The sequence below is a fragment of the Rhodoferax sp. RT4P68 genome (assembly GCF_056521305.1).
Genome location: NZ_JBWMBB010000001.1, coordinates 43,860 through 67,495 on the forward strand (window position 1 = coordinate 43,860; position 23,636 = coordinate 67,495).

A 23,636-nucleotide genomic window follows, 5' to 3' on the forward strand; every position below is an offset into this window, starting at 1 on the left:
AGTTCAGGCACGCACGACGGCCCGTGCCTGGTCCCTTGGGTAGCGGTTTCAGGCGCCCTTTTGTGATGGCAGCTTGGACACCAGCCGCAGCGACACCGTCAGCCCTTCGAGCTGGTAGTGCGGCCGCAAGAAAAACTTGGACGTGTAGTAGCCGGGGTTGCCGGGCACCTCTTCGACGGTGACCTCGGCGGCGGCCAGCGGCTTGCGTGACTTGGTCGCCTCCGACGAATTCGCCGGGTCGCCGTCCACGTAATTCATGATCCATTTGTTCAGCCACTTGGCCATGTCCGTCCGCTCCTTGAACGAGCCGACCTTGTCGCGCGCGATGCACTTCAGGTAGTGCGCGAAGCGCGAGCAGGCGAACAGGTAGGGCAGGCGTGCCGACAGGTTGGCGTTGGCGGTGGCGTCGGGGTCGTCGTACTCGTCGGGCTTTTGCAGCGACTGGGCCCCGATGAAGACGGCGAAGTCCGAGTTCTTGCGGTGCAGCAGCGGCATGAAGCCGTTCTTGGCCAGCTCGGCCTCGCGCCGGTCGCCAATCGCGATTTCGGTCGGGCACTTCATGGCCACGCCGCCGTCGTCGGTGGGGAAGGTGTGCGTCGGCAGGCCTTCCACCGCGCCGCCTGATTCCACGCCACGGATGCGCGTGCACCAGCCGTACATCTTGAACGAGCGGTTGATGTTGACCGCCATCGCATAGGCCGAGTTGGCCCAGGCGTAGGCCGTGTGGTCCTTGCCGGTGGTGGCCTCTTCGAAGTTGAACTCTTCCACCGGCGCGGTCTTGGCGCCCCAGGGCAGCCGCGCCAGAAATCGCGGCATCGCCAGGCCGATGTAGCGTGAATCTTCCGAGCCGCGCAGCGAGCGCCAGGCCGCGTATTCGGGCGTGGTGAAGATCTTCGTCAGGTCGCGCGGGTTCGACAGTTCCTGCCACGAACCCATCTGCAGCAGGTTGGGGCTGGCCGCAGCGATGAAGGGCGTGTGCGCGGCGGCGGCCACCTTGCTCATCTCGCCCAGCAGCTCGACATCGGGCGGGCTGTGGTCGAAGTAATAGTCGCCCACCAGCGCGCCGAACGGCTCGCCGCCGAGCTGGCCGTACTCCTCCTCGTAGATCTTCTTGAACAGGGGGCTCTGGTCCCACGCCGTGCCCTTGAACTTCTTCAGCGTCTTGCCAAAGTCCTTCTTGGAGATGTTCATGACGCTGATCTTGAGCATCTCGTCCGTCTCGGTGTTGTTGACCAGGTAATGCAGGCCGCGCCAGGCACTCTCCAGCGCCTGGAATTCGGGGTGGTGCAGGATCAGGTTGACCTGCTTGGACAGCTGCTCGTCCAGCTCGGCGATCATGGCCTCGATGCTGGCCATCACGTCGCCATCGATCAGCTTGGTCGAGGCCAGTGCCTGCTGCGCCAGCGTCAGCACCGCGTTCTGCACGGCGTTTTTGGCGTCGTCGGATTTGGGCTTGAACTCCTGGTTCAACAGCGCGGCAAACTCGCCGCCCTGGTACTCGATGCCCTGCAGCGGCGCTGCGGTCTGGAGAGTGTCTTCGGCCATGGTGGATGACTCCCGGGAGTGCGGATGGAGGGGGGCGGACGGCGGCGGGGCGGACGGGTCAGGCGGCGTCGGCCGGCTTGGCGGCCTCTAGCGCAGGCGCCGGCGCCTCGGGCTTCTTCGCAGCGGCCAGCGAGGCCAGCAGCGCCGGGTCGGCCATCACCTTGGCCAGCAGGTCTTCGGCGCCGGTCTTGCCGTCCATGTAGGTCAACAGGTTGGCCAGCTCCTGGCGCGCCTTGAGCAACTGCTTGAGGCCGTCCACGCTGCTCGCCACGGCGGCGGGCGAGAAGTCGTCCATGTTCTTGAACACCAGCTCCACCGCCAGGTTGCCCTGGCCGGTCAGCGTGTTGGGTACGGGGAACGAGACGCGCGGCTTCATCGATTCCATGCGCGCGTCGAAGTTGTCGACGTCGATCTCCAGGAACTTGCGATCGCTCACCGGCGGCAGCGGCTCGGCCGGCTTGCCCGAGAGGTCGGACAGCACGCCCATGACGAAGGGCAGCTGCACCTTCTTTTCGGCGCCGTAGAGCTCGACGTCGTACTCGATCTGCACACGCGGGGCGCGGTTGCGGGCGATGAACTTCTGGCTGCTGGTGGCCATGGTGGGCTCCTGGTGGTCTGTGGGCGCGGCGGGCTTGCGGCTTGCGGATCTACTTCGGGGAACCGGCGAGCTTCTCGATCTGGCCCACGCCGTCGGGCATCAGGTCGCGAATGATCTCGAGGAAGTTCTTGGTCATCAGGCGCTGCGCGCGCTTGATGAACAGCGGTGCGGGGTTGGTCGGCTCGTTGCTCTCGATCCAGTCGCTGACGCGCTGCAGCATGCGGATGGCGTCTTCACGCGAGTTGATGGTGCCGGGCGCGGGCTGGGTTGCAGCCTGGCCCGGCGCGCCGGGCGCTCCGGTATCGGCCGCCGCCAGAAACGCCGGCGTGCCCTGCGCCTGCTGGCCAGCCGAGGCCACGGCCCGCAGCAGCGCGGCCAGCGGCTTGAGGTCGGGCGAGCGGCCGGCGCTCAGGTGCTGGTCCAGCGCGGCGGTCATGCCTTGCACGGCCAGCAGGCCGGCCTGCATGGCGGGTGCCAGCGCGGGCACCTGGGCCTGCGCGGCGGCGATGGCGGGGATCAACCCTTCGACCGTTGGCAGCGCTTCGCCGGTGCGCGGCTTGGCGCCGCCAAACGCCAGTTCCAGATCGCGCACGGTGATGGCACCGCGTGCCGGCGTCAACGCGGCGCGGCGCAGGTCGGCCAGGCCGTCTTCCTTGTGCAGCGGCCAGATCGCGGTGAGGCGGGCCGTGGGGTCGTTGTCGTCGCTGGCGTCGAGTTGCGGGTGGACGTGGGGCCAGTGGCGTTCCAGCAGCCCCTGCAGCAGCTGCAGGCCTTGCACCATGCCGACCACGCCCTGCACATGGGCCGCGCTGCGCGTGAGCCACACGGCCACCCGCAGATCGCGCGTGCGCAGCGCCAGGGCCTGCGCGTGCTGGTGCACCAGGCGCCAGTCGGGCGGCTCGGCGGGGTAGATCTTCTCGCCGTACTGCCGCTCGGGCTTGCCGAGGGCGGCCTCCTGCAGCGCCTGGAATGCGTCGTCGTGGTCCAGCTCCGGCCCGCACGGCGTATCGCCTGCGAGGGGGGAGAGGTACGCGTCGATGTCGAACTCGGGCATGCAGTGGTCCTGCTTGAAGGTTGCGGTCACTTTAGGACGGGGCGCTTGCGCGCACAGCGGACGAAAGTCATGTCAGTGGCGCCCGGCCGCCCGAAGCCGCTGACGCGTCCCCTCGGGGGGGCAGCGATACGCGAAGCGATGCGCGTGGGGGCAGTCCATGTCAAGACCCCAGCGCCCGCAGCGCGTCATACAACTTGCGCGGCTGCACCGGCTTGAACAGCACGGTGTGCCCGCTCTCGGTGGCGCGGTGCATCTCGGCGGCCGTGGTGTCGCCGGTGATCAACATGGCGGCCACATCGCAACCGCATTCGCGGCGGATCTCGTCGATGGCGGCGATGCCGTCCGCACCCTCGCCCAGGTGCAGGTCCGACAGGATCAGATCGGGCGGCGCATCGATCTGGCGCAGCGCGTGCAGCGCCTCGGCGATGCTGCCGGCGGCAATCGCGTCGTAGCCCCATTCACGCAGCAGCATGCTGAGGCCTTCGCGGATGGTGTCTTCATCGTCCAGCACGAGCACCGTGCGCGGCTGCAGTGGGCCGAGCGGCAGCGTGTCGGCCGCGGCGGTCACTCGCTCGATGCCGTCCAGCCCCCCCCGCGCGATGCGCAGGCGGAACATGGTGCCGCGCCCGGGCCGCGAAGCCACCTGCAACTCGTGCCCCAGCAGCCGCACCAGCCGCTTGACGATGGCCAGGCCCATGCCCAGCCCTTGCGAGCGCACGCGCTGCCCGCCGCCCACCTGGTAGAACTCGTCGAAGATCTTGGGCAGGTCGCGTTCGTGGATGCCGATGCCCGTGTCCCACACCTCCACGTGCACATGCGATTCGGTGGACCGGGCCACCACCACGATGCCGCCCGTGGCGGTGTAGCGGATGGCGTTCTGCAGCAGGTTGCCCAGCACGCGTTCGAGCAGCTGCGGGTCGCTGCTGATGGATTTGCCGCCGGGAGAGAAGCGCAGGCCCAGGCCCTTTTGCTCGGCCTGCCCGGCGTAGTGCATGTGCAGGCGGCGGAACAGGTCGCGCAGCGGAAAGTGCTGAACGCGCGGCTCCACGGCGCCGGCGTCCAGCCGCGAGATGTCCAGCATCGCGTTGAACGAGCGGTCCAGCCCGGCGATGGCGCGGTTCAGGTTGCGCACCAGGGGCTGCTCGGGCGAGCCTTCCAGCCGTTTGTCCAGCGTGGCAGCGAACAGGCCGATGGCATGCACCGGCTGGCGCAGGTCGTGGCTGGCGATGGCGAGGAAGCGGCTTTTTTCCTGGTCGGCTTTGACGGCGGCGTCACGCGCGGCCTGCAGCGCGCGGATCTGTTCGTGCTGCGCCTGCAGTTGGCGCGTGGCTTGCTGCCAGCGCTGCCATAGAACGGCTGCCACGGCCGTGGCCAACAGGGCTGCAGCCGCGGAAGCGGCAGTGGCGCCCCAGGCCCAACCGGCCAGGGGCACGCCCGCCGCTGCTGCGGCCAGCGCAAGGCGCCAGAGCCAGCGCCCGGTGCGGTGGGCCGTGGGGGCCGACACCGCAGACCACCTTCAGCGGAACAAACTGACCAGGTGCGAGCGCGAGGTCACGTCCAGCGCCAGCAGTAGCGAGGACACGTAGTTCTTCACCGTGCCCAGCGAGAGCTTGGTGGCGTTGCAGATCTCCTGGTTGGCGCAGCCCGAGAGCACCAGTTCCAGGATCTCCAGGTGACGCGGCCCCAGCTCGGCCACGCGGTCGAACATGGCCGACGAAGGGAACTTGGGGAACAGCGCGCTGCTGGCGCCCGACAGGCCCCGCAGGTCACGCCCGCCGGTAGAGCCGAGCAGCACCGCCAGCGCGTCGCGAAACTGCTGGACCATGGTGTTCTTGCCCACATAACCGGTGGCGCCCAGCGCGCGCGCCTGGCGCACCACGAATTCATCCTGCGTGCCGCTGAAGATCGCCACCCGCGCGCCGGGGTGCGCCTGCAGGAACTTGCGCAGGCCCTGCAGGCCCTTGCTGTCGGGCAGGTTCAGGTCGAGCAGCACGGCGTCGATGTCGGCCTCACGCCCATACAGGTCGATGGCGTCCTGCAGCGAGCCGGCCTCCAGCCACTCGATCGGCACGCCCTGCACTTGTTCGTGCAGCGCCAGCACGCCGAAGCGCACCAGCTCATGGTCGTCCACCAACAGCACGCGGCGCGCTGCGGGTCGACATGGCGGCAGCGCACCTGGAAAGGCGTGCAGCGCGGGCATGGTCTGGAAAGCGGCGGTGGCGTACATGGTGTCCCCCTTTCGGGCCCGGCGAGCGAAGCTGCCGCACAGGCACACCAATGCTAGGAGCCGCTCCGCACGCTCGCATCCTCAAAACTGAGGGGGTCTGCGGTCGCTTTGTAACCTGCGCTTACAACTTCGCCACGGTGCGGAACTGCCGGCTGGCGAAGGCCCAGATCAGGCGCGAGGCATCCGGCCCCTGCGGGTCGCTGTAGGGCTGCGACGCCGGCCCGCCGCTCCAGGCGTGGCCCAGCTGCGGGATCTCGACCAGGCTGGCCACCACCCGCCTGCGCGCGCGGTAGTCGGTGACCTGCATTGCCAACCGTTGGCCGCGCTGAACGGCGCGCGGTTTGGCGGCCTTGGCGCCGGCGGCTTCGGCCCAGGCCTGCACGGCGGCCAGCCCATTGCTGGGCTTGACCACCGTGTCGGCGCCGCCGTGCACCACCAGCAGCGCGGGCCAGTGCGCGGCCATGGCGGCGGCATCGGCGTCCAGCGGCTTGGTGTTGCCATGGCCGTACATCGCCGACAGCGCGCCCAGGCCGGTGCGCGCCGTGCCGGGTGGCACGCCGGAATGCATGGCCACGGCCTGGAAGCGGTCGGGGTAGCGCGTGACCACCAGGGTGGCCATGCTGGCGCCGGCCGACAGCCCGGCGATCGCCACGCGCGTGCGGTCGGCGCCGTACAGGCAGGCCTGGTCGATGGCGCGCATGATCAGCGCCGCCTCGACATGACCGCGCCCGTTGCGCGTGTCGAACCAGTTCCAGCAGCCGTGGGCGTTGGCCAGGCGGTCCTGGTCGGGGTAGAGCACGGCGAAGCCCTCGCGCGCTGCAAGCTGGTGCATGCGCGTGCTGGCGACGAAAGACTCAGCGTTCTGGTCGCAGCCGTGCAGCATGACCATCAGCGGCACCTGTTGGCCAAAGCCGCGGGCCGCCGGAATGAACAGCCGGTAACGGCGCGTGCCGCCCGCGGTCATGGCCCGGCCGCTGACCCAGCGCCCAGCCGCAGCGCTGGTGCCTGGGGCGGCGCGGACTGTTGCCGGCTTGGCGGCCGCACGGCTGGGCGCTGGCTTGGCCCGGGCCGGTGATCTGGGTTGGGCCAGCAGCGTGGCCCACGGCACCGGCTTGGGGTGGGCCAGCGGCTTGGCCGCCGCCTTTTTCTTGCGCTTGGGCGGCGGCGACGCGGCCTTCAGCATCGGCTTGAGGCTGCTGGTGAACAGCCGGGTCAGGGTTTTCAGGGTCTTGCGTTGGAACATGGAGCGGGGCGCGGGCGCCCGAAGTGCAGCGCAGTATGGGGGCAAGCGGTGACAGCTTGCGTAGGCAAGAGGCGTGCCTTGGGAACGCCAGGCCAATGGCCAAGCCCCATGGTCTTGCGCCCGAATCGGCGTTGTCCTACACGCAGCAGGCCCAGCCCGGGCGCAATCTATGCCGACGCCCCGGCGCAACGGCCGGTCCGAACCCCGCACCTACAGGAGCATGTATGTCCAAAAAGCCCTCCAGCACCCGCAGCGACATGGATGGGGACGCCGAGGCCGAGGCCCAAGGCAAGGTGGCCAATGACCGCAACCAGCCGACGCCCGACGGCGCGACGCAGATCCACCAGTCGCAGCGCACGCCGGCGAGCCGCAGCGACCGCGAATCACAGGTCGGGTCAGGCAATCAATCGCGCAGCCGGCAGGGCGGGGCGCACTGAAGCGCGTCAGCCCAGGCGCTGCTGCGTCTGTGCGTCGAACACGTGCACCAGCTCCGGCGCAATCGCCAGGCGGATGGTGTCGCCCGGCTTGACCAGTAGTCGGTCGTGCACCAGCGCCTGCAGTGGCTGGCCGGCCGCCTCGCAGACGAGCAGGGTGTCGGCGCCGCTGAACTCCACGACCTTGACTTCGCAAGCGATGCCTTCCTGGCCCGCGCCCTGCACTTTCAGATGCTCTGGGCGCAAACCCAACAGCAACTCGCGGCCTGGCAGCGTTGCGGCCAACGACGGCATTAGCGGCACCGCGCCGCCGGCTGTGCTGGCGTTGCCGCCCTCGACCACGCCCGGGAGCAGGTTCATCGACGGCGAGCCGATGAAGGTCGCCACGAACGCATTGCCCGGCCGGTCGTACAACTCGACCGGCGTGCCGATCTGCTCGACCTTGCCATCGCGCAGCACGACGATGCGGTCGGCCATGGTCATGGCCTCGACCTGGTCGTGCGTGACGTAGACCGAGGTCGTCTTCAGGCGCTGGTGCAACGCGCGGATCTCGGTGCGCATCTGCACGCGCAGCTTGGCGTCCAGGTTGGACAGGGGCTCGTCGAACAGAAACACCTTAGGGTCGCGCACCATCGCGCGGCCCATGGCCACGCGCTGGCGCTGGCCGCCGGAGAGCTGTTTGGGCAGCCGGTCCAGCAGCTGGTCCAGCCCCAGCATGCGCGCTGCGGCGCCCACCTTGGCGCCGATGGCATCGGCCGCCGCGCCGGCGATCATCAGGCCGAAGCCCATGTTGCCCTCCACCGTCATGTGCGGGTAGAGCGCATAGGTCTGGAACACCATCGAGACCTCGCGCTCCTTGGGCGGCAGGTCGTTGACGACGCGGTCGGCGATGCGGATGTCGCCGGCGGTCGGCGCGTCCAGCCCCGCGATCATGCGCAGCAGCGTGGACTTGCCGCAGCCGCTGGGGCCGACGAACACAGCGAACTCGCCGTCGTGGATGGCAATGTCCACGCCCTTGATGACCTGCGTGTCGCCGAACGATTTGGTGATGCCGGAGAGAGTGACTGAAGCCATATCAATGATCGATCGCGCAATGCGCTGCATGGACGTGTGAGGAGATGCCGCGCAGCGCGGAGACAAGGGGGTTCAACATCTATCCGCCCTTGACGCCGCCGGCCGTCAAACCGCCAACGATCTCTTTCTGAATCACCAGTGTCAGCACCAGCACCGGCAGCGTGACCAGCAGCGCCGCGGCCGCCAGCGGCCCCCAGGCGATCTGCTCGAAGGTCAGCACGTTGTAGATGGCCACCGGCAGCGTGCGCGTCTCGCGCCCCGCGAGCACAGCGCCGAAGATGAAGTTGTTCCACGAGAAGATGAACGCCAGGATGGCCGCCACCGTGATGCCCGGGCGCGCGAGCGGCAGCGCGATGTAGCGAAAGCGCTGCCAGGGCGAGCAGCCATCCATCAGGCCCGCTTCGTCCAGCTCCATCGGCAGCGTCTCGAAGTAGCCCGCGACGATGTAGACCATGATGGGCACGGTGATCACCAGGTGCGTGATGACCACCGGGGCCAGCGTGCCAGTGAGCCCCAGCGCCTGGAACAGCGTGAACAGCGGGATCAAAAAGCTGATGGCCGGCGTCATGCGCGCGATCAGGATGGTGAGCAGCAGCTTGCGCGCCTTCAGCCGCGCGATGCCGTAGCCGGCCGGCACGCCGATCAACAGCGCGATCAACGTCGCCAGGCCCGACACCACCACGCTGTTGATGAAGTACTGAAAGAACGGGCCGCTGTCGAACACCTTGCGGAAGTTGTCCAGCGTGGGCGGGCTGGGGATGAACACCGGCGGGTAGGCCAGGTTGTCGACATCGTTCTTGAATGCCAGCGACAGCATCCACAAGAAGAAGCCGATGGCCGGTGAGACGAGGAGGAAGACGCACAGCGCGAGCAGCGCCCGATCGATCAGTTTGGCTTTCATCGCGTGACCCACCGCCCGCGGCGCCAGACAGCGCAGAGCAGGCCATGCCAGGGCACCCGCGGAACTGGCTCTGCCAGGCCGCTGGGTGCGCCCCTTGAGGGGGATGGGAGGGCTACACGCAGTGAGCCATCCAAACGGGGAGAGCTCAGTTCACGCGTCATAGCGGGACCGTTCCTTCAGCCAGAACAGCAGCAGACTCAGGCCCACCACGAGCACGAAGAACACCACCACGACGCTTGAGGCCTTGCCGATCTGGTAGAACGAAAACGCCTGCAGGTACAGGTACAGGTTGATGGTCTCCGACGACGTGCCCGGCCCGCCCTGCGTGATGACGTAGATGGTGTCGAAGGTCTTCAGCGCGTCGATGAGCCGCACCACGGCCGCGACCATGATGAAGGGCATGAGCAGCGGCAGCGTGACGTAGCGCAGCGTCTGCGCCCGCGTCGCGCCTTCCATGTAGGCCGCCTCGAACGGGTCGGTCGGCAGCGATGCCAGGCCGCCCAGCACGATCAGCATCACGAGGGGCGTCCACTGCCAGATGTCCACCAGCACCAGGCAGGGGATGGCCAACATCGGTGAGTAGACCCACTCACTGGGCGGAATGCCGACGAGCGACAGCAGGTAGTTGAGCACGCCCTGCTGCGGGTGGAACATCATGACCCACACCAGCGCGATGGCCACCGGCGTGGCCATCATCGGCAGCACGAAAGCGCCACGCCAGAAACCGCGCCCGGCGAACTTCTGGTTGAACACCAGCGCTGCCGCCGTGCCCAGCACCAGCGGCGCGATGACGGCCAGCGCCGTGAAGACCATCGTGTGCACGATGGACATCAGAAAGCGCGTGTTGGTCGCCAGCTCCACATAGTTGGCCAGGCCCACGAACTTGGAGGCCGAGCCGATCTTCCAGTCGAACAGGCTCATCCAGAGCGTGAACATCCACGGGAAGACGATCACGGCCACCACCACCAGCACGGCCGGCAGGATGAACCAGAGGAAAGGGGAGACGCGAGGGCGCATGGGGCCGAGGTGGGGTGAGGGTGCGTGCGCCGGTCAGCCTTCGGCCTTGGCCAACACCGGCGCGAATTCGGCCGTCGCCTTCTTCAACTCCGCCGCCACATCGCCACCGGTCAGCATGTTGTTCAGCGCGATGCCGAACACGTCGCGGAACTCGGTCACCGGCTCGATGATGGGCAGCCCCGGCTTGGCGATGCGCAGCGATTCGGCCACGGCGCTCAGCCATTCGGCCGGCACCTTCAGGTTGGCGATCGCCTCTTTGTTCGCATAGGCCGACAGGCGCACCGGCGCGCCCGACCCTGTTGCCAGCATGCGCGCCTGCATCGCCTTGTTGGTGGCCCAGACGATGTAGAGAAACGCCGCCTCCTTCTTCTTCGAGAACGCCGAGACACCGATGCCGTCGCCGAACGTGGCCGACACCTGCGCCTTGGGGCCGGGCGGCATCACGCCGTAGCCGACCTTGCCGACGACCTTGGATTTGGTCGCATCTTCCAGCGGCGGCGCGAAGCCCGAGCCGTCGATCCACATCGCGGCCTTGCCCTGCAGAAAGAGGCTCTGCGATTCGTTCCAGTTGTAGCCCGCGATGCCGGCCGGGCCGGTGGTCTTGAGCAGATCGCGGTACAGCGTGGCCGAGGCGATGGCCTCGGGCGTCTCGGTCGCCAGCTTGCCATTGGCGTCGAAGAACTGGCCGCCCCAGCCGAGGAACAAGCCCGTCCACAGCGGCACGTTGGCGTTCTTCAAGCCACGGCCCACGAAGCCGGCCACGCCGTTGGCTGGGTCGTGCAGCTTCTTGGCGGCTTCCAGAATCTCGGGGTAGCTCTTGGGGTAGGCCACGCCCTTGGCCGCGAACAGTTCCTTGTTGTAGTAGAGGATCCACGGGTCCAGGTTCAGCGGCAGGCTGTCGATGCGGCCGTCTGCCTGCGTGGCGTAGAACATGCCGCCGGTGGAATAGTCCTTCTGGTCGAAATCCGGCGGTGCGGCGTTGGCGAACATGGGCCGCAGGTCTTCCATCCACTTGCCCTTGGCGAACTGGCGCTTTTGCACGTGGTAGCTCAGGTGCACGACGTCGAAGCTGGTGCGGCCCGAGTTGAACTCGATCACCGTCTTCTGGCGCGACTGCTGCTCGGGCATCTGCTCGGCGCCGACCTTGATGCCGGTGAGGTCCTCGAACTCCTTCTGATGCCGCTGCAGCAGCTCGCCGCGCGGGCTCTTGACCAGGTGCACTTCGAGCGTTTGGCCGGCGTAGCGCTTCCAGTCGAAGTTGGCCTGCGCGAAGGCGGCGGGCAGCGTTGAGAGGGCCGTGGCGCCAGCGGCGGCCTGCAGCAGTTCGCGGCGCTTGAAGGCGGGGATGTTCATGGCGTGTCTCCGGTGTGGTTAGAGGGTGGCTAAACGCTGACCGAGGGCACGGTACGCGGCCCGAACGGCCTGCGCCTCGGTGTTATCCAGGGGCGAAAGAGGCGCGCGCACATGCAGCCAGCCGTCATCGCCGAGTTGCTCTGCGAGCGCAGTCTTGTAGGCGCTGACGAAGGGCAGGTTCGGCTTGACGTTCAGCAAGGCCAGCAGGCCCTGCATCAGCGTGGCATCGGCGGCAGACACCTCGGCGGGCCGGCTGACCACGCGGCGCATCAGGTGCGGCGCCAGGTTGGCCAGGCCGTTGACCGACCCTGCGCCGCCGGCCAGCATGACCGGCGCCACATCCAGCTCCGCGCCCACCAGCGTGCCAAGCTGCGGGAAGGCCTGCACCAACGCCAGCGAATGCGCGCGGTCGCCGGTGCTGTCCTTGATGCCGACCACCACACCAGGATGCGCATCGGCCAGCGCGGCGATGCTGGCGTGGCTGAAGCCCACGTTGCTGAGCGATGGGAACTGGTAGAGCAGCACGCGCAAGGCGTCACTGCCGATGCCGCGGATCATCTGCGTGACGGCGGCGATCACGCCCTCATCGCGCGGGTGGTTGAAGTAGAAGGCCGGCATGAACAGCTGGTGCGCGCAGCCCAGCGCGACGGCGTGGCGGCCCAGGGTGATCGCATCGCCCAGCGCGCAGGCCGTGGTGCAGACGATGACCTGGTCCGGGCGCACGCCGTCTGCCAGCAGGGCCTGCAGCAGCGCCTGGCGCTCGGCCACCGTCAGCGATGGCCCCTCGCCCGTGGTGCCGAAGGGCGTGATGCCCTCGCTGCCGGCGGCCAGCATGCGCCGCGCCTGGGCCAGTGTGCGGCCGGTGTCGACGGCGCCGTCGGCCGTGAAGGCCGTGGCCAGGGCGGGCCACAGGCCGGTGATGGCGTGCGTCATCGTGTGCGTCTCCTCGGGGTGTTGATGGGCAAGGGGGCGGCGGTGGGCACGGGTGCTGGCGCGGCGCCGGGGCCCGCGAGCGCACGGTGACGGGCGCTGTCCAAATGGGTTTCGAGCAATCGCCACGCGGCGTCGGCATCACGGCGCTGCAGCGCGGCGATGAACTGCAGGTGCTCCTGCATGGCGGGCACCAGTTGGGCGGGCGTGATCACGGCCTGCTCGAGCCGGATCAAGCGGATGCGCAGGCTGTTGACGCGGTAGATCTCGGACACGATCTCGTTGCCCAGTGCGTCGACCATGCGGTCGTGCAGGCCCCAGTCCACGGCCTGCGCATCGTCGAGCAGCTTGCTGTCGGCGCGGCCGGCGATGGCACTGGCGCGGTGCAGGATGTGCTGGTGCGCGGCGGCGATGGCGGTCAGCTCTTCATCGGACACCACGGCCGCGAAATGGCGCACGGCCTCGCGCTCGACCATGGCGCGCAGCTGGAAGGCGTTGCGCACCAGCTTCAGGTCCACATGCGCGATCTGCAGGCCGCGCTGGGGAACGGTCTTGACGAGGCCCGCCGCTTCGAGGCGCGGGATCATCTCGCGCACTGCCCCGAGCGGCATGTCCAGCAGCGTCATCAGCTCGCGCTGCGAGACGAACTGGCCGGGCTTGATGCCGCCAGCCAGGATTTGCTGCGTGAAGCCCTGGTAGGCGCGCGCACGCTGGCTGGTGGGCTCGGGGGCAACCACGGCGAGGGTGCGGCGCGGCTTGGTCATGCGGCCCGCTCTCTCGTTGCCGCAGAGCGTTGGGGCGCCAGCATGGCAGCACGAGCTGAGCCCCGGTCTTCGCCCCCGGCCGGTGTCGCGCAAGGCGAGGGCGGAGAGGCGCGGCGCTGCGCTGGTCGCGTCACCGCGCCAACCCCTTCTTGAGCAGGATGTTCGCGTAGGTGCGCGTGTCGCCTGTTGCCACGATCACAAAAGCCTGGGCCGCGCGCTCGTAGAAGGCATAGCGCTCCAGCGCGCCGGGCGCTGCGTGGCCGTGGCGGGCCAGCACGTCGCTGAACTGCGCGACGGCGGGCGGCACCTCGTCTGCGTGGCCGACCACCTGCATGGTGCAGGCCGGTTGCGGCACGAAGTCGTCCAGCGGCAGCACGGAGAGCACGGCGTCCAGCACCGCATCGGCCGTGATGCCGGGCAGGCGCACCAGCCGCTTCGCATGCGTGGCCGCGGGGAAGAACGCGTCGCCCAGCACGATCTCGTCGCCATGGCCCATGGAGGCCAGCGCGTGCAGCAGATCGGGCGAGAGCAGGGGCGACAGGTTCTTCAGCATGGGGGCGGATGGTGCGCGGCGCGATCGCATGCGTCATTGGCACTTGCCCTGTTGACGTACTGACATGTCAGCACTACGTTCGCTGATCTGTTTGTGATGGATGAAGGATGCCGATGCCTTTCTCACAGCGCGCTGCGCCCGTTGATCCGTCTGTCGATGCGACCGGCGACGCGCTTGTCGATCCACGTGCCGATGTGCCCATCCATGGAGCCGCCGGTGCACCCGCCAATGCGCCCGCCGCTTCGCCCGCCGCTTCGCCCGCCATTTCTCCCTCTACTTCGCCCGCCAACGCGCGCGCAGATGTGCCTGTCGATCCGTTGGCGGGTACGTCCGCGGAGGCTTCCGCCCGCGTCTTCCCCGCATGTGCCGATCGCTTGCCGCTGGGCCTGGGCGGCGCAGCGTTGGGCAACCTGTTCAGCGCCATCCCCGAGGCGCAGGCCCAGGCCGTGCTGGCCGCGGCGCTGGCCGATGGTTGCCGCAGTTTCGACACCGCGCCGCACTACGGCAATGGCCTGTCCGAGCAACGCTTCGGCCAGGCGCTGCGGGGCGTGCCGCGCGACAGCTTCTTTCTCTCCAGCAAGGTCGGCCGCGTGCTGCAGCCCGACGCGCAGGCGCCGCGCGACCAGCATGGCTACGTGCAAGTGCTGCCATTCACGCAGCGCTGGGACTACTCCGCCGCCGGCACGCGCCGCAGCGTGGAAGACAGCCTGCAGCGCCTGGGCCTGGCGCGGCTGGACGTGGCCTATGTGCACGACTGCGATGCTGCCACGCATGGCGCCGACCACGCGCGCGTGCTCGACCAGGTGCTGCGCGAAGCGCTGCCCACGCTGCGCACACTGCAGCGTGACGGGCTGGTCGGCCACGTGGGCCTGGGCGTGAATGACGTGCAGATCTGCCTGGACGTGCTGGCCCATGCCGATCTCGATTGCCTGCTGCTGGCTGGCCGCTACAGCCTGATCGACCACAGCGCGCTGGCGCAGCTGCTGCCGCTGTGCGTGGCGCGTGGCGTGCGCATTGCGCTGGGCGGCGTCTATAACTCGGGCATCCTGGCCACGGGCGTGCGCGGCGGTGGTGAGCTGCGCTTCAACTACGCGCGGGCGCCGCAGGCCTGGGTCGCGCGCACGGCCGCTGTCGAGCAGGTGTGCGCGGAGCATGGCGTGCCGCTGCGCGCGGCGGCGCTGCAGTTTCCGCTGGCGCATCCGGCTGTGGAGGTGGTGATGGCCGGCGCGCAGACGGTGGCGCACTGGCACGACAGCCGGGCCATGCTGGCGCATCCGATTCCCACCACGTTCTGGCAGGCGCTGCGCGGGCTTGGCCTGTTGCCGGCCGAGGCACCCACGCCATGACAGCCGCCCTGCCCATCGCTTCCTGTATCGCTGCCCCCCGAGTTGGCGCGTCAGCCGCTGCGGGCGGCCGGGCGCCGCGGACGTGATCGACGCGCACTTCCACATCTGGCAGCTGGCCCGCGGCGACTACGGCTGGCTGACGCCGGCCCTGGGCGTTATCCACCGCGATGTATCGCTCGACGACTGGCGGGCCGTCGCCTGGTCCTGCGGCGTGCGCGCCGGCATCGTGGTGCAGGCCGCGCCGACCGAGGCCGAGACGGCGTTTCTGCTGGCGCAGGCCGAGCAGGCCGCCGACGTGCTGGGCGTGGTCGGCTGGGTCGACCTGCTGGCGCCCGACGCGCCGGCCCGCATCGAGGCGCTGGCCCGCCGCCCCAAGCTGCGCGGCCTGCGCCCGATGTTGCAGGACATCGCCGACCCGGACTGGATGCTGCAGCCGGCGTTGGCGCCCGCGCTGCAGGCCATGGCGCGCTGCGGCCTGGTGTTCGACGCGCTCATCAAGCCGGTGCACCTGCCGCGCCTGCTGCGCATGGCTGCGAGGCACCCGGACCTCACCATCGTGATCGACCACGGTGCGAAACCCACGATCCCCGGCGACGCCGCAGGTTGGGTGGCGTGGACCGAAGGCCTGCAGGCGTTGGCGCGTGAGACGTCGGCGTTCTGCAAGCTCTCTGGTCTATGGACCGAAGCCGCCCCGGGCGCGCCCGTCGACGCGGTGCAACGCCATGCACATTGGCTGCTGCAATGCTTCGGCCCCGCGCGGTGTCTGTGGGGCAGCGATTGGCCCGTGCTGGAGCTGGCCGGCCGCTACGATGCCTGGCTGGCCGAGGCGCGGCATGGTGTCGCGCCCGAGGACCGGGCCGCCGTCTTCGAAGGCACGGCGCGCCGGGCCTATGGCCTGTGACCCACGAGGAGTTAAGCATGCTGATCACCACCACCCCTTCCATCGAAGGCAAGCGCATCACCAAGTACTGCGGCGTCGTCGCCGGCGAGGCCATCCTGGGCGCCAACGTGTTCAAGGACATGTTCGCCGGCATTCGCGATTTGGTGGGCGGCCGTTCGGCCACGTATGAGCGTGAACTGCAGAAGGCCCGCGACATCGCGATGAAGGAGCTGGAAGAGCGCGCGCAGGACGCCGGCGCCAATGCCGTCGTTGGCGTGGATCTGGACTACGAGGTGTTGGGGAAGGAGAACGGGATGCTGATGGTGTCGGCGAGCGGGACGGCGGTGGTGGTGGAGTAGGGCGGCCGGGCATCGCGCTCGTCATCGGTTTTGGGGATGGATTTGGTTGAATGGTGATCCCGGATTCCCGGGATTCAGCTACGCTTTGGGCGTAAGTGCCAAGACTGCCAAGATGTAACCGGTGCTGGTTTTCGTCGCAAATTTAATGAATCTAGAAGGACGTGCGACGTGCCGAAGTATCTATGGATTTCAACGGTGGTAGTTGAAATTTTCAGGGCTGTTAGGGCATCACGCTTTGTGATGGGGAGCCGTACGATGCGCTCCATGACACGTAGGGCTCTGAAATGCTGCGTCTTCTGCTAGTCCTGCTGTTTACTCTTGGTTTGCCGCCTGGCGTGAGTGCAGACACCTGCCAGACCGAAGACTTCACCCGTCGTGTCAGCGGTGAGTCGCAGTGCTTGCTGATGCGCGCCTACGGATCGCAGACACCGAAGACCTTGCTCGTTTGGCTACACGGCGATCTTGGGGCAGGAGGTAACGCCGACTATCACTTCCCGCAGGCGGAAGCTAGTTCGATCGAGTTCAGCGAATATATGGTTCTCGCTGTCGCTCTTGTGCGTCCCGGCTATCCAGACGGTTCTGGGCAGTCATCCTCAGTCGCCTTCCTTCAGAGTGGCCGGACTGATCACTACACGAAGGAGAATCTGCTACAGGTAGGCGCTGCAATCGAGCGGCTCAAGTTTCATTACAAGGCCGAGCGAGTTCTCGCCATCGGTCATTCCGGCGGCGCCTCAACGATCGCTTCTCTTCTTGGCCTGCGACCGGGACTGATCGACGGAGCAGTGCTTGTCGCCTGTCCTTGCGACATGGGCCAATGGCGTCAAGGCCGCCGGGCCTGGGGAAGAAGCGAAGACCCCATTTCCCTAGTTTCTCGGATCGCTCCGAACGCGAACGTGATTGCGCTTACCGGTGAACGAGACGACAACACGTTTCCAGATTTGGCCGTCAAGTACGTCGGCGCGCTTACGGCCCGCGGCATCAAGGCGTACTTCAGGTCTGTCCCGGAGGCCGGCCATAACGGCGCCTTCCGGGCGCCAGAGGTTGGAGTAGCGATAAAGGAGCTACTCGAGCGGCGCTAGCAGAGTCCTACCCTTCCATCGAGAGGGACGTCCAAGGGCTATCGCCCTCGGTCGCCCCTTATGTCAAACGGTTAGGCCTCTGGGCTTGCATCTGTGGGCCCAAAAGTTCTACCAGTTCAGAAATGCGATCTCAAAATTTGAATGGTTTAAGGGTTTTTCGAAATCAGGAATATCAAGATGAGCCTAGAGCCGCCTACCAGACGACGCCGCTACGCAAGAGCCGTAAACGAAAACGATGATACTCCATTGCGTGACGAAGCCGTCCCTCTGAATCCGGACACGTTAGAGCTAATTACAAATCGGGTCATCGGTGACGCGCTGGACGGCATTCGCAAACGGGTGCAGTGGCCACTTCTCCTTGCCGCGGCGTTCGCCTCTTACATGGGCTATAACCTCTGGACAGACGCCAAAACAAAAATTGAAAATTTTCAGAGAAAGTCGGACGAAAAGCTATCCGAAATTGACAAGGCGGCAAATCAGCTGCTCGATGGGAAACTTGAAAAAGCCCTTGACTCTCGGAAAGCCGATCTCCAAGAACTTGTAACGCTACTGAGAAAAGAAAGCGCCGCAGCGCTTGTAGAGGCTGAGCGCGCAAAACATGCTGCCAGTGAGTCAGCCGCCAATTCACGAGCAACTATCGAGCAAGTTAAAAAGCATGCTGGAGAGACCATTGCATCGTTGGAGCTTCAGCTCAAGGATGTGCAAACCCGTGGCGCCGCTGTTATGAGGTCAATGGACATTGCCGAAAAGAACGTTAGCCAGGGAAATAAATCAATTATTGAAAACAGTACTCCTTCAAGCGACGGAAGAGGAATAGTTAGTCAAGTGGCCTTTAGTCTAATTGGATTGAAAGACGCTTTAAGTGAGTCCGGCGAGGCCTCCGTGACGGTTGCCATCATTTCGACAGAAATTGCCGCATATCCCACAACCAAGAACGGTGAGTCACTTAGCAACCAGCTATTGAAGAGCCGGTCCTTCCCCACAGGTGATGGTACTACCGTCAACAACGATCTTGGAACCAAACTAGCGTCGTTGATAGGCATCATGGCACCGACGTCTAAAATCCTCCCAATTGATGTTCTGTCATCTCGCAACGTAGCGGCCACAGATGCCAATATACTTTCCGCTCTAGAATTTGCAGCCTCGGCAGGCGCACGAATAATACTGTTACCTTTGGGGGCGGAACCGAAGGCAGACATTCTTAAACCAGAAAAGTTTTCTTTAGTCTTTCAAAGACTTCGCGCCAAGGGAACGCTAGTTTTTGTTTCCGCTGGGAACAAGGTGGGGCCAGTATGGCAGCCTGCAAACGCGCCCCTAGCTGTTGCTGTGACCTCTACTGGCTTGAAGGATGAAATATCGCCTTTCTCGTCTACCGGGCCGGAGACGGCGTTTGCTGCCCCCGGTCAGGATATACTCGCAATCACCCCCAGAGGCTTATATGAAAGTGGGAGTGGAACGTCATTTTCCGCCGCTGTCGCCGCTGGCGTAGCAGCACTCGTCCTCTCAACAGTTCCGACGCTGTCGCCAGATGAATTGGAGGACGTACTAAAGCGAAGCGCTAAGAGATTGCCAATTGTAGGAATTGGCGCCGGCAGAATTGACGCCCTAGCAGCTATTCGATTGGCAAAGGAATACACTCGGGCAAAGAAATAGCGGTAAAAGATATGACCTCAGGCGGCTTTTCATTAACTCGATTATTACCTTGTGCTTCAACGAGACAGGCGTATTCTCCAGTCCCTAAAGTCGGTGTCCACGGCGGCGCGCGAGTCCTAAGGAAAAGATCGCGCGAAGCCGCGATCTGATCCTTTTTTTGGACGATCCCGGGCCATTCGAGCGGATCGTCCCACTGCAAATATGTTCTTGGGATTTACGTGCCGCGAAGGCCCTGGGGCCAGTGCGCGGCATTGGGTTGAATGCCGGCACTGCGTGGGCGGCCAGTTTTGAAGCATTGCGCGTTGCCTCGGCATGCAATGGGTGAATACTGGGGCCGAGCTCATCCAGCGTAGCGCCGAAACGCAGTGATGCTGAGTCAGCGTGCCGATGCGTGGCTACGCGATGGTCATGGCCTGGACGATGTTGAGCGGCGGCGGGGCATCGTCGGATCTGCCGATGCGCCGTCGCACGATGCGCATCGGTGAGCCGCAGCAGTGGTATTTGAGCCTGGGCCGCTCGGCGGTGATGGCCGACACCGCAGCAGCCGGCACGCAGGGCCGGCGCCGGAGCGCCATCGTACGCACCAGCGCGACACCGCGTCGGCAGTTCGGATGCAGCAGGCCGTAGCAGCGCGCGCGCCGAAGCCCCTTGGGCAACACGTGCTGCAGCACCAGGCGCAGGACTCCACGCCGGCCACGGCGCGCTGCGCGTACTTGCCGGTCTTGCCATCGCGCCACGTCCGCAAACACAGGCTGACGTTCGATCCACCGGCCAGCGCCGTCATCGACTCGGGGACGAGGAATACGTCTTGCTGTCCTCGGATGGCGAAGTCCTCGACATCGTCTGGTACGAGCCCGAGGCGCCGCGCACGCCAGGGCTGGCGGCGGTGGTCGTGGTCGGTTGGCTGCTCCGCTTGCCAGCCTCGCCGCTCTACGGCATCGCGTTCGCGCTCTTGCTGATGACGCCAACTGTGGCCTTGCTGGTTCGCGCGTGGACAGCCCAGTCGCTTCAGTTGCTGCTGGCAGGGCTGCTGACGGGCCTGGTCACCGCGCTCGCGGTCCTTCTCTGGCGTGGGCTCAGGGCGATGAAGTGATGACGGGCGGCCGTCCGGCGGCCTGCCCAAGCGCCACGCGCGGCCGGATGCGGCCTGCGGCGGATCACACCCCCACTTGCCCACCCTCTCGCCGGGTCTTGGCGGCTGTGATGCAATCGTCTTCTTTGCGACCGCAGGAGCCCACCCGATGAACGCCCGTGTCCCCCCCAACGTCCTCGATACCGCCGCCGCCAGCCAGTTCGTGGCCGCGCGGTGGGACGAAGACATCGTCCGCCAGCTCACCGACTACATCGCGATCCCCGCGAAGTCCCCGTCCTTCGACAAGGACTGGGCCGAGCATGGCCACCTGGAGACGGTGGTGCGCAATGCGGCCACCTGGGTCGAGGCGCAGAAGGTGCCCGGCCTGCAACTGGAGATCGTGCGCCTGCCGGGTCGCACGCCGGTGCTGTTCTTCGAGATCCCGGCCAACGGGCCGTCGACGTCGCAGACGGTGCTGATGTACGGCCACCTGGACAAGCAGCCCGAGTTCACCGGCTGGCGCCGCGACCTGGGCCCGTGGACGCCCAAGTACGAGGGCGGCAAGCTGTATGGCCGTGGCGGCGCTGACGACGGGTATGCCGTCTACGCCAGCGTCGCCGCCGTGCAGGCCCTGAAGGCGCAGAACACGCCGCATCCGCGCATCGTCGGCCTGATCGAGACCTGCGAAGAGAGCGGCTCGTTCGACCTGCTGCCGTATGTGGACGCGCTGCGCCCACGGCTGGGCGATGTGGCGCTGGTCGTGTGCCTGGATTCGGGCGCCGGCAACTACGAGCAGCTGTGGATCACCAGCAGCCTGCGCGGCATGGCCAGCGGCATGCTGAAGGTGGAGATCTTGACCGAGGGCGTGCATTCGGGCGACGCCAGCGGGCTGGTGCCGTCGAGCTTTCGCATCATGCGGCAGGTGCTCGACCGGCTGGAAGACAGCGCCACCGGCCGCCTGCTGCCGGCCAGCTTCCACTGCGAGGTCCCGGCCGACCGGCTGGCCCAGGCGCAGGCCACTGCGGCCATCTTGGGTGATGAGATCTACAAGCGCTTCCCCTGGGCGCACTACGACTGCGGCGGCTCCACGCAGTTCGCGCTGCCCACCACCACCGACCCGGTGCAGGCGCTGCTGAACCGCACCTGGATGCCCACGCTGTCGGTGACGGGTGCCGATGGATTCCCCGATTTGAAGGATGCCGGCAACGTGCTGCGGCCCTACACCGCGTTCAAGCTGTCACTGCGGCTGCCGCCGCTGGTGGACGCGGCCCAGGCGGTGCAGGAACTGAAGGCTTTGCTGGAAGACAACGCCCCCTACCAGGCGCGCGTGACCTTCGATGGCGGCGGTGGTGCCACGGGCTGGAACGCACCGGCCACCGTGCCGTGGTTCGAGAACGCGCTGAATGCGGCTTCGCAGGCCGGGTTCGGCGCGCCTTGCGGCACCATCGGCCAGGGCGGCACGATTCCGCTGATGAACATGCTGTCCAAGGGGTTTCCGACGGCGCAGATGATGGTCTGCGGCGTCTTGGGCCCCAAGAGCAACGCCCACGGCCCCAACGAATTCCTGCATGTGCCGTACGCGAAGAAGCTGACGGCCGCCGTGGCGCAAGTCATCGCGGCGTTTCCGGCGGCCTGAAAGCAAAAGGCCGGCGCGAGGCCGGCCCAGGCGAACGCCAACGACTTCAGCGGCGCTGAAAGGCGTCCAGCATGCCGAACAGGTCGTTCGGATTGCCGCCACCGGCGGGCGCTTCGGGCACCCGGCCGTCCGGCGTCATTTGGTCGACCAGGCTCGGCAGGATCTGCGACAGCTCACTGGCGAATTCGCCGCCGCCCATGCCCAGCTTGGCACCCAGCTCGGAAAGCTGGTCCTGGCCGAACACCTGGCCCAGCTGGTCGGGCGAGACCGGGCGGTTCTGGCCGGTGCCGATCCACGAACCCAGTACATCGCCGAGGCCAGCCTGCTCGAACTGCGCGCCGAGCCCACCCAGGCCACCGAGCCCGCCGCCGCCGGCCTGCGCGTTGGTGCGGCCCTGGCCACCACCGGACAACAAACTCATCAACACCTGCATCAACTGCGGGTTGCTGGCCAGCGCGCCGATGATGCCGCCCAGGCCACCACCCATTGCGGCGCCGCCCATGCCACCCATGGAGGGCGCAGAGGGGGCCTGTTGAGAAGATTGGCCGCCATTCAGGACAGAGCCGAGAACCGATTCGAGTAGACCCATGGAGATGCCTCGCGCGAGAGTGAAAAAGGTGGCGGCATTGTGCGCCGCGAAGATGTATCAGGGTGTGTGCGGCGTGACCTATTGCGCACATCGGCGCCCGGTCGTTTGACGCGTCGGCCCGATGTCTTGGCCGCCCGCAGCGGTCAGCGCAAACCGGCAGTGGCGGCGCGTGTTCGAGCCTGCCGCGCTGCCAGCCACAGCAGGGCGGCGCCGGTCAACGCCACCGGCAGCAGCGAGCCGTAGTTCAGCAGCGTCCAACCGCTTGTGGTGACCAGCACGCCCGACGCGAAGGAGCTGAGCGCCAGCGTGGCGAACATGCAGAAGTTCAGCACGGCCTGGGCCTTGTCTTTCTCTTCGGGCGCGTAGGCTGTCAGCGATAGGGTGGTGGCGCCGGTGAAGAGGAAGTTCCACCCGACGCCGAGCAGGAACAGCGCGACCAGGAACTGGTGCAGCTCCACACCCGACAGCGCCACCGCGATGCAGCCCAGGTTCAGCACCACCCCTACGCCCATGACGGGCAGGGCACCGAAACGCTTGATCAGGTGCCCCGTAAAGAAGCCGGGCGCGAACATGCCGATCACATGCCATTCGAGCACCAGCGCGGCAGATGAAAACGGCAGGCCGCATTGCTGCATGGCGATCGGGGTGGCGGCCATCAGCAGGTTCATGACGCCGAAACCCAGCGAGCCGGCCAGCGCAGCGACGATGAAGACCGGCTGGCGCACGATCTCCGACAGCGGGCGGCCACCACCGCCCTTCTGTTGCGCCGGAGCCGCCGGAAACTGGATGAACGCCAGCAGCGCTGCCGACAGCACGGCCGCCACGGCCAGGGCCACATAGGCGCCCGCGAACGGCACGGCGAGCCACTCGCGCGTGGCGTTGGCCAGGTTGGGGCCGATGATGCCGCCCAACAGGCCGCCAGCCATGACCAGCGACACCGCCTTCTCGCGCTGCGGCGCGGCAGCAAGCTCAGCGGCGGCGAAGCGGTACAAGCTGGCGTTGGCGTTGTAGTAACCGGCGATCACCGTGGCAGCGCACAGCAGCCAGAAGTCTTTTTGCAGCACGGCGTACAGGCACAGCAGGGCCGAGCCACCCGCCACCGCCAGGCCCAGCAGAAACGAGCGCTTGCGGCCCCAGCGCTTCTGCGTGCGCGCCACCAGCCCGGTGCTGAGCGCGCCACCCACCACGTAGCCCATGACCGGCAGGGTCGCCATCCACCCCAACGGGGCCAGACTCCAGCCGACCAGGCCGTTGATTGCGATGAAGGTGACGTTGTTGACGAGGAACAGCGCCTGGCACATCGCGAGCAGCCAGAGGTTGCGGTTCATG

The 23,636-nt window shown here is 66.9% G+C and carries 23 protein-coding genes and 1 pseudogene; 8 read left to right on the forward strand and 16 right to left on the reverse strand.

What is annotated here, in order from left to right; all coding sequences use genetic code 11:
* Nucleotides 1–48 precede the first annotated feature (48 nt).
* The 6 genes from tssC to AC099J_RS00255 all read right to left on the reverse strand — a co-directional run bounded on the left by tssC (nucleotide 49) and on the right by AC099J_RS00255 (nucleotide 6,667).
* Complete coding sequence (gene tssC / locus AC099J_RS00230) at nucleotides 49–1,545, reverse strand: type VI secretion system contractile sheath large subunit (protein ID WP_479613185.1); 1,497 nt, start codon at nucleotides 1,543–1,545, stop codon at nucleotides 49–51.
* A 58-nt stretch (nucleotides 1,546–1,603) separates the two neighbouring features.
* A complete protein-coding gene (gene tssB / locus AC099J_RS00235) occupies nucleotides 1,604–2,143 on the reverse strand; it encodes a type VI secretion system contractile sheath small subunit (RefSeq protein ID WP_479613186.1) in 540 nt (179 codons plus the stop codon).
* Between the two features lie 49 nt (nucleotides 2,144–2,192).
* The gene (gene tssA, locus AC099J_RS00240) at nucleotides 2,193–3,197 is read right to left on the reverse strand and encodes a type VI secretion system protein TssA (protein ID WP_479613187.1); all 1,005 of its coding nucleotides are present in this window, start codon (nucleotides 3,195–3,197) and stop codon (nucleotides 2,193–2,195) included.
* Nucleotides 3,198–3,357: 160 nt separating this feature from the next.
* Nucleotides 3,358–4,701 (reverse strand): hybrid sensor histidine kinase/response regulator, encoded by a 1,344-nt coding sequence (locus AC099J_RS00245; protein ID WP_479613188.1) that lies wholly within the window; start codon nucleotides 4,699–4,701, stop codon nucleotides 3,358–3,360.
* A gap of 12 nt (nucleotides 4,702–4,713) precedes the next feature.
* A complete protein-coding gene (locus AC099J_RS00250; protein WP_479613189.1) occupies nucleotides 4,714–5,424 on the reverse strand; it encodes a response regulator in 711 nt (236 codons plus the stop codon).
* A 121-nt stretch (nucleotides 5,425–5,545) separates the two neighbouring features.
* A complete protein-coding gene (locus AC099J_RS00255) occupies nucleotides 5,546–6,667 on the reverse strand; it encodes an extracellular catalytic domain type 1 short-chain-length polyhydroxyalkanoate depolymerase (protein ID WP_479613190.1) in 1,122 nt (373 codons plus the stop codon).
* A 224-nt stretch (nucleotides 6,668–6,891) separates the two neighbouring features.
* Between AC099J_RS00255 and AC099J_RS00260 the strand changes: the two genes are divergently transcribed.
* Nucleotides 6,892–7,104: a hypothetical protein gene (locus tag AC099J_RS00260; RefSeq protein WP_479613191.1), complete on the forward strand. Its 213-nt coding sequence runs from the start codon at nucleotides 6,892–6,894 to the stop codon at nucleotides 7,102–7,104.
* Between the two features lie 6 nt (nucleotides 7,105–7,110).
* Here the strand turns inward: AC099J_RS00260 and AC099J_RS00265 are convergent, their stop codons facing one another.
* The 7 genes from AC099J_RS00265 to AC099J_RS00295 form a co-directional block, all read right to left on the reverse strand.
* The gene (locus AC099J_RS00265) at nucleotides 7,111–8,175 is read right to left on the reverse strand and encodes an ABC transporter ATP-binding protein (RefSeq protein WP_479613192.1); all 1,065 of its coding nucleotides are present in this window, start codon (nucleotides 8,173–8,175) and stop codon (nucleotides 7,111–7,113) included.
* Nucleotides 8,176–8,254: 79 nt separating this feature from the next.
* Nucleotides 8,255–9,076 carry a carbohydrate ABC transporter permease gene (locus tag AC099J_RS00270; RefSeq protein ID WP_479613193.1) on the reverse strand — a complete coding sequence of 274 codons (822 nt, stop codon included), beginning with the start codon at nucleotides 9,074–9,076 and terminating at the stop codon, nucleotides 8,255–8,257.
* Between the two features lie 150 nt (nucleotides 9,077–9,226).
* A complete protein-coding gene (locus AC099J_RS00275; RefSeq protein WP_479613194.1) occupies nucleotides 9,227–10,093 on the reverse strand; it encodes a carbohydrate ABC transporter permease in 867 nt (288 codons plus the stop codon).
* A gap of 33 nt (nucleotides 10,094–10,126) precedes the next feature.
* Nucleotides 10,127–11,446 (reverse strand): ABC transporter substrate-binding protein, encoded by a 1,320-nt coding sequence (locus AC099J_RS00280; RefSeq protein WP_479613195.1) that lies wholly within the window; start codon nucleotides 11,444–11,446, stop codon nucleotides 10,127–10,129.
* An 18-nt stretch (nucleotides 11,447–11,464) separates the two neighbouring features.
* On the reverse strand, nucleotides 11,465–12,379 hold the full coding sequence (locus tag AC099J_RS00285) for a dihydrodipicolinate synthase family protein (RefSeq protein ID WP_479613196.1): 915 nt from the start codon (nucleotides 12,377–12,379) through the stop codon (nucleotides 11,465–11,467).
* Nucleotides 12,376–13,140: a GntR family transcriptional regulator gene (locus tag AC099J_RS00290; RefSeq protein ID WP_479613197.1), complete on the reverse strand. Its 765-nt coding sequence runs from the start codon at nucleotides 13,138–13,140 to the stop codon at nucleotides 12,376–12,378. The genes AC099J_RS00285 and AC099J_RS00290 overlap by 4 nt, the downstream gene beginning before the upstream one ends.
* 130 nt (nucleotides 13,141–13,270) lie before the next feature.
* The gene (locus AC099J_RS00295; protein WP_479613198.1) at nucleotides 13,271–13,693 is read right to left on the reverse strand and encodes an RbsD/FucU family protein; all 423 of its coding nucleotides are present in this window, start codon (nucleotides 13,691–13,693) and stop codon (nucleotides 13,271–13,273) included.
* 374 nt (nucleotides 13,694–14,067) lie between these two features.
* On the opposite strand from AC099J_RS00295, the gene AC099J_RS00300 reads away from it, so the two are divergent.
* From AC099J_RS00300 to AC099J_RS00320, 5 genes are all read left to right on the forward strand, one after another.
* Entirely contained in the window at nucleotides 14,068–15,039 is a 972-nt protein-coding gene (locus AC099J_RS00300) for an aldo/keto reductase (protein WP_479613199.1), read from the forward strand.
* Between the two features lie 82 nt (nucleotides 15,040–15,121).
* Nucleotides 15,122–15,940: an amidohydrolase family protein gene (locus tag AC099J_RS00305; RefSeq protein ID WP_479613200.1), complete on the forward strand. Its 819-nt coding sequence runs from the start codon at nucleotides 15,122–15,124 to the stop codon at nucleotides 15,938–15,940.
* A 17-nt stretch (nucleotides 15,941–15,957) separates the two neighbouring features.
* Nucleotides 15,958–16,278: a heavy metal-binding domain-containing protein gene (locus tag AC099J_RS00310; RefSeq protein ID WP_479613201.1), complete on the forward strand. Its 321-nt coding sequence runs from the start codon at nucleotides 15,958–15,960 to the stop codon at nucleotides 16,276–16,278.
* A gap of 284 nt (nucleotides 16,279–16,562) precedes the next feature.
* Entirely contained in the window at nucleotides 16,563–17,357 is a 795-nt protein-coding gene (locus AC099J_RS00315) for an alpha/beta hydrolase family protein (protein ID WP_479613202.1), read from the forward strand.
* A gap of 177 nt (nucleotides 17,358–17,534) precedes the next feature.
* A complete protein-coding gene (locus tag AC099J_RS00320; protein WP_479613203.1) occupies nucleotides 17,535–19,010 on the forward strand; it encodes a S8 family peptidase in 1,476 nt (491 codons plus the stop codon).
* A 601-nt stretch (nucleotides 19,011–19,611) separates the two neighbouring features.
* Here AC099J_RS00320 and AC099J_RS00325 read toward each other — a convergent pair.
* Nucleotides 19,612–19,713 (reverse strand): annotated as a pseudogene (locus tag AC099J_RS00325) (transposase); the annotation flags it as partial.
* Between the two features lie 105 nt (nucleotides 19,714–19,818).
* Here AC099J_RS00325 and AC099J_RS00330 point away from each other — a divergent pair.
* On the forward strand, nucleotides 19,819–20,103 hold the full coding sequence (locus AC099J_RS00330) for a hypothetical protein (protein ID WP_479613204.1): 285 nt from the start codon (nucleotides 19,819–19,821) through the stop codon (nucleotides 20,101–20,103).
* 148 nt (nucleotides 20,104–20,251) lie between these two features.
* Complete coding sequence (locus AC099J_RS00335; RefSeq protein WP_479613205.1) at nucleotides 20,252–21,718, forward strand: M20 family metallopeptidase; 1,467 nt, start codon at nucleotides 20,252–20,254, stop codon at nucleotides 21,716–21,718.
* 46 nt (nucleotides 21,719–21,764) lie between these two features.
* On the opposite strand, the gene AC099J_RS00340 is transcribed toward AC099J_RS00335, so the two are convergent.
* Both AC099J_RS00340 and AC099J_RS00345 read right to left on the reverse strand, forming a co-directional pair.
* Complete coding sequence (locus AC099J_RS00340) at nucleotides 21,765–22,307, reverse strand: YidB family protein (RefSeq protein WP_479613206.1); 543 nt, start codon at nucleotides 22,305–22,307, stop codon at nucleotides 21,765–21,767.
* Nucleotides 22,308–22,450: 143 nt separating this feature from the next.
* Nucleotides 22,451–23,635: an MFS transporter gene (locus AC099J_RS00345; protein WP_479613207.1), complete on the reverse strand. Its 1,185-nt coding sequence runs from the start codon at nucleotides 23,633–23,635 to the stop codon at nucleotides 22,451–22,453.
* Nucleotide 23,636: the final 1 nt, after the last annotated feature.

Excerpts from the sequence above, each read along its gene's own strand:
- tssC (WP_479613185.1), bottom strand. The coding sequence starts at position 1,545 with ATGGCCGAAGACACTCTCCAGACCGCAGCGCCGCTGCAGGGCATCGAG.
- tssB (WP_479613186.1), bottom strand. The coding sequence starts at position 2,143 with ATGGCCACCAGCAGCCAGAAGTTCATCGCCCGCAACCGCGCCCCGCGT.
- tssA (WP_479613187.1), bottom strand. The coding sequence starts at position 3,197 with ATGCCCGAGTTCGACATCGACGCGTACCTCTCCCCCCTCGCAGGCGAT.
- AC099J_RS00250 (WP_479613189.1), bottom strand. The coding sequence starts at position 5,424 with ATGTACGCCACCGCCGCTTTCCAGACCATGCCCGCGCTGCACGCCTTT.
- AC099J_RS00255 (WP_479613190.1), bottom strand. The coding sequence starts at position 6,667 with ATGTTCCAACGCAAGACCCTGAAAACCCTGACCCGGCTGTTCACCAGC.
- AC099J_RS00260 (WP_479613191.1), top strand. The coding sequence starts at position 6,892 with ATGTCCAAAAAGCCCTCCAGCACCCGCAGCGACATGGATGGGGACGCC.
- AC099J_RS00265 (WP_479613192.1), bottom strand. The coding sequence starts at position 8,175 with ATGGCTTCAGTCACTCTCTCCGGCATCACCAAATCGTTCGGCGACACG.
- AC099J_RS00270 (WP_479613193.1), bottom strand. The coding sequence starts at position 9,076 with ATGAAAGCCAAACTGATCGATCGGGCGCTGCTCGCGCTGTGCGTCTTC.
- AC099J_RS00275 (WP_479613194.1), bottom strand. The coding sequence starts at position 10,093 with ATGCGCCCTCGCGTCTCCCCTTTCCTCTGGTTCATCCTGCCGGCCGTG.
- AC099J_RS00280 (WP_479613195.1), bottom strand. The coding sequence starts at position 11,446 with ATGAACATCCCCGCCTTCAAGCGCCGCGAACTGCTGCAGGCCGCCGCT.
- AC099J_RS00285 (WP_479613196.1), bottom strand. The coding sequence starts at position 12,379 with ATGACGCACGCCATCACCGGCCTGTGGCCCGCCCTGGCCACGGCCTTC.
- AC099J_RS00290 (WP_479613197.1), bottom strand. The coding sequence starts at position 13,140 with ATGACCAAGCCGCGCCGCACCCTCGCCGTGGTTGCCCCCGAGCCCACC.
- AC099J_RS00295 (WP_479613198.1), bottom strand. The coding sequence starts at position 13,693 with ATGCTGAAGAACCTGTCGCCCCTGCTCTCGCCCGATCTGCTGCACGCG.
- AC099J_RS00310 (WP_479613201.1), top strand. The coding sequence starts at position 15,958 with ATGCTGATCACCACCACCCCTTCCATCGAAGGCAAGCGCATCACCAAG.
- AC099J_RS00315 (WP_479613202.1), top strand. The coding sequence starts at position 16,563 with ATGCTGCGTCTTCTGCTAGTCCTGCTGTTTACTCTTGGTTTGCCGCCT.
- AC099J_RS00320 (WP_479613203.1), top strand. The coding sequence starts at position 17,535 with ATGAGCCTAGAGCCGCCTACCAGACGACGCCGCTACGCAAGAGCCGTA.
- AC099J_RS00335 (WP_479613205.1), top strand. The coding sequence starts at position 20,252 with ATGAACGCCCGTGTCCCCCCCAACGTCCTCGATACCGCCGCCGCCAGC.
- AC099J_RS00340 (WP_479613206.1), bottom strand. The coding sequence starts at position 22,307 with ATGGGTCTACTCGAATCGGTTCTCGGCTCTGTCCTGAATGGCGGCCAA.
- AC099J_RS00345 (WP_479613207.1), bottom strand. The coding sequence starts at position 23,635 with ATGAACCGCAACCTCTGGCTGCTCGCGATGTGCCAGGCGCTGTTCCTC.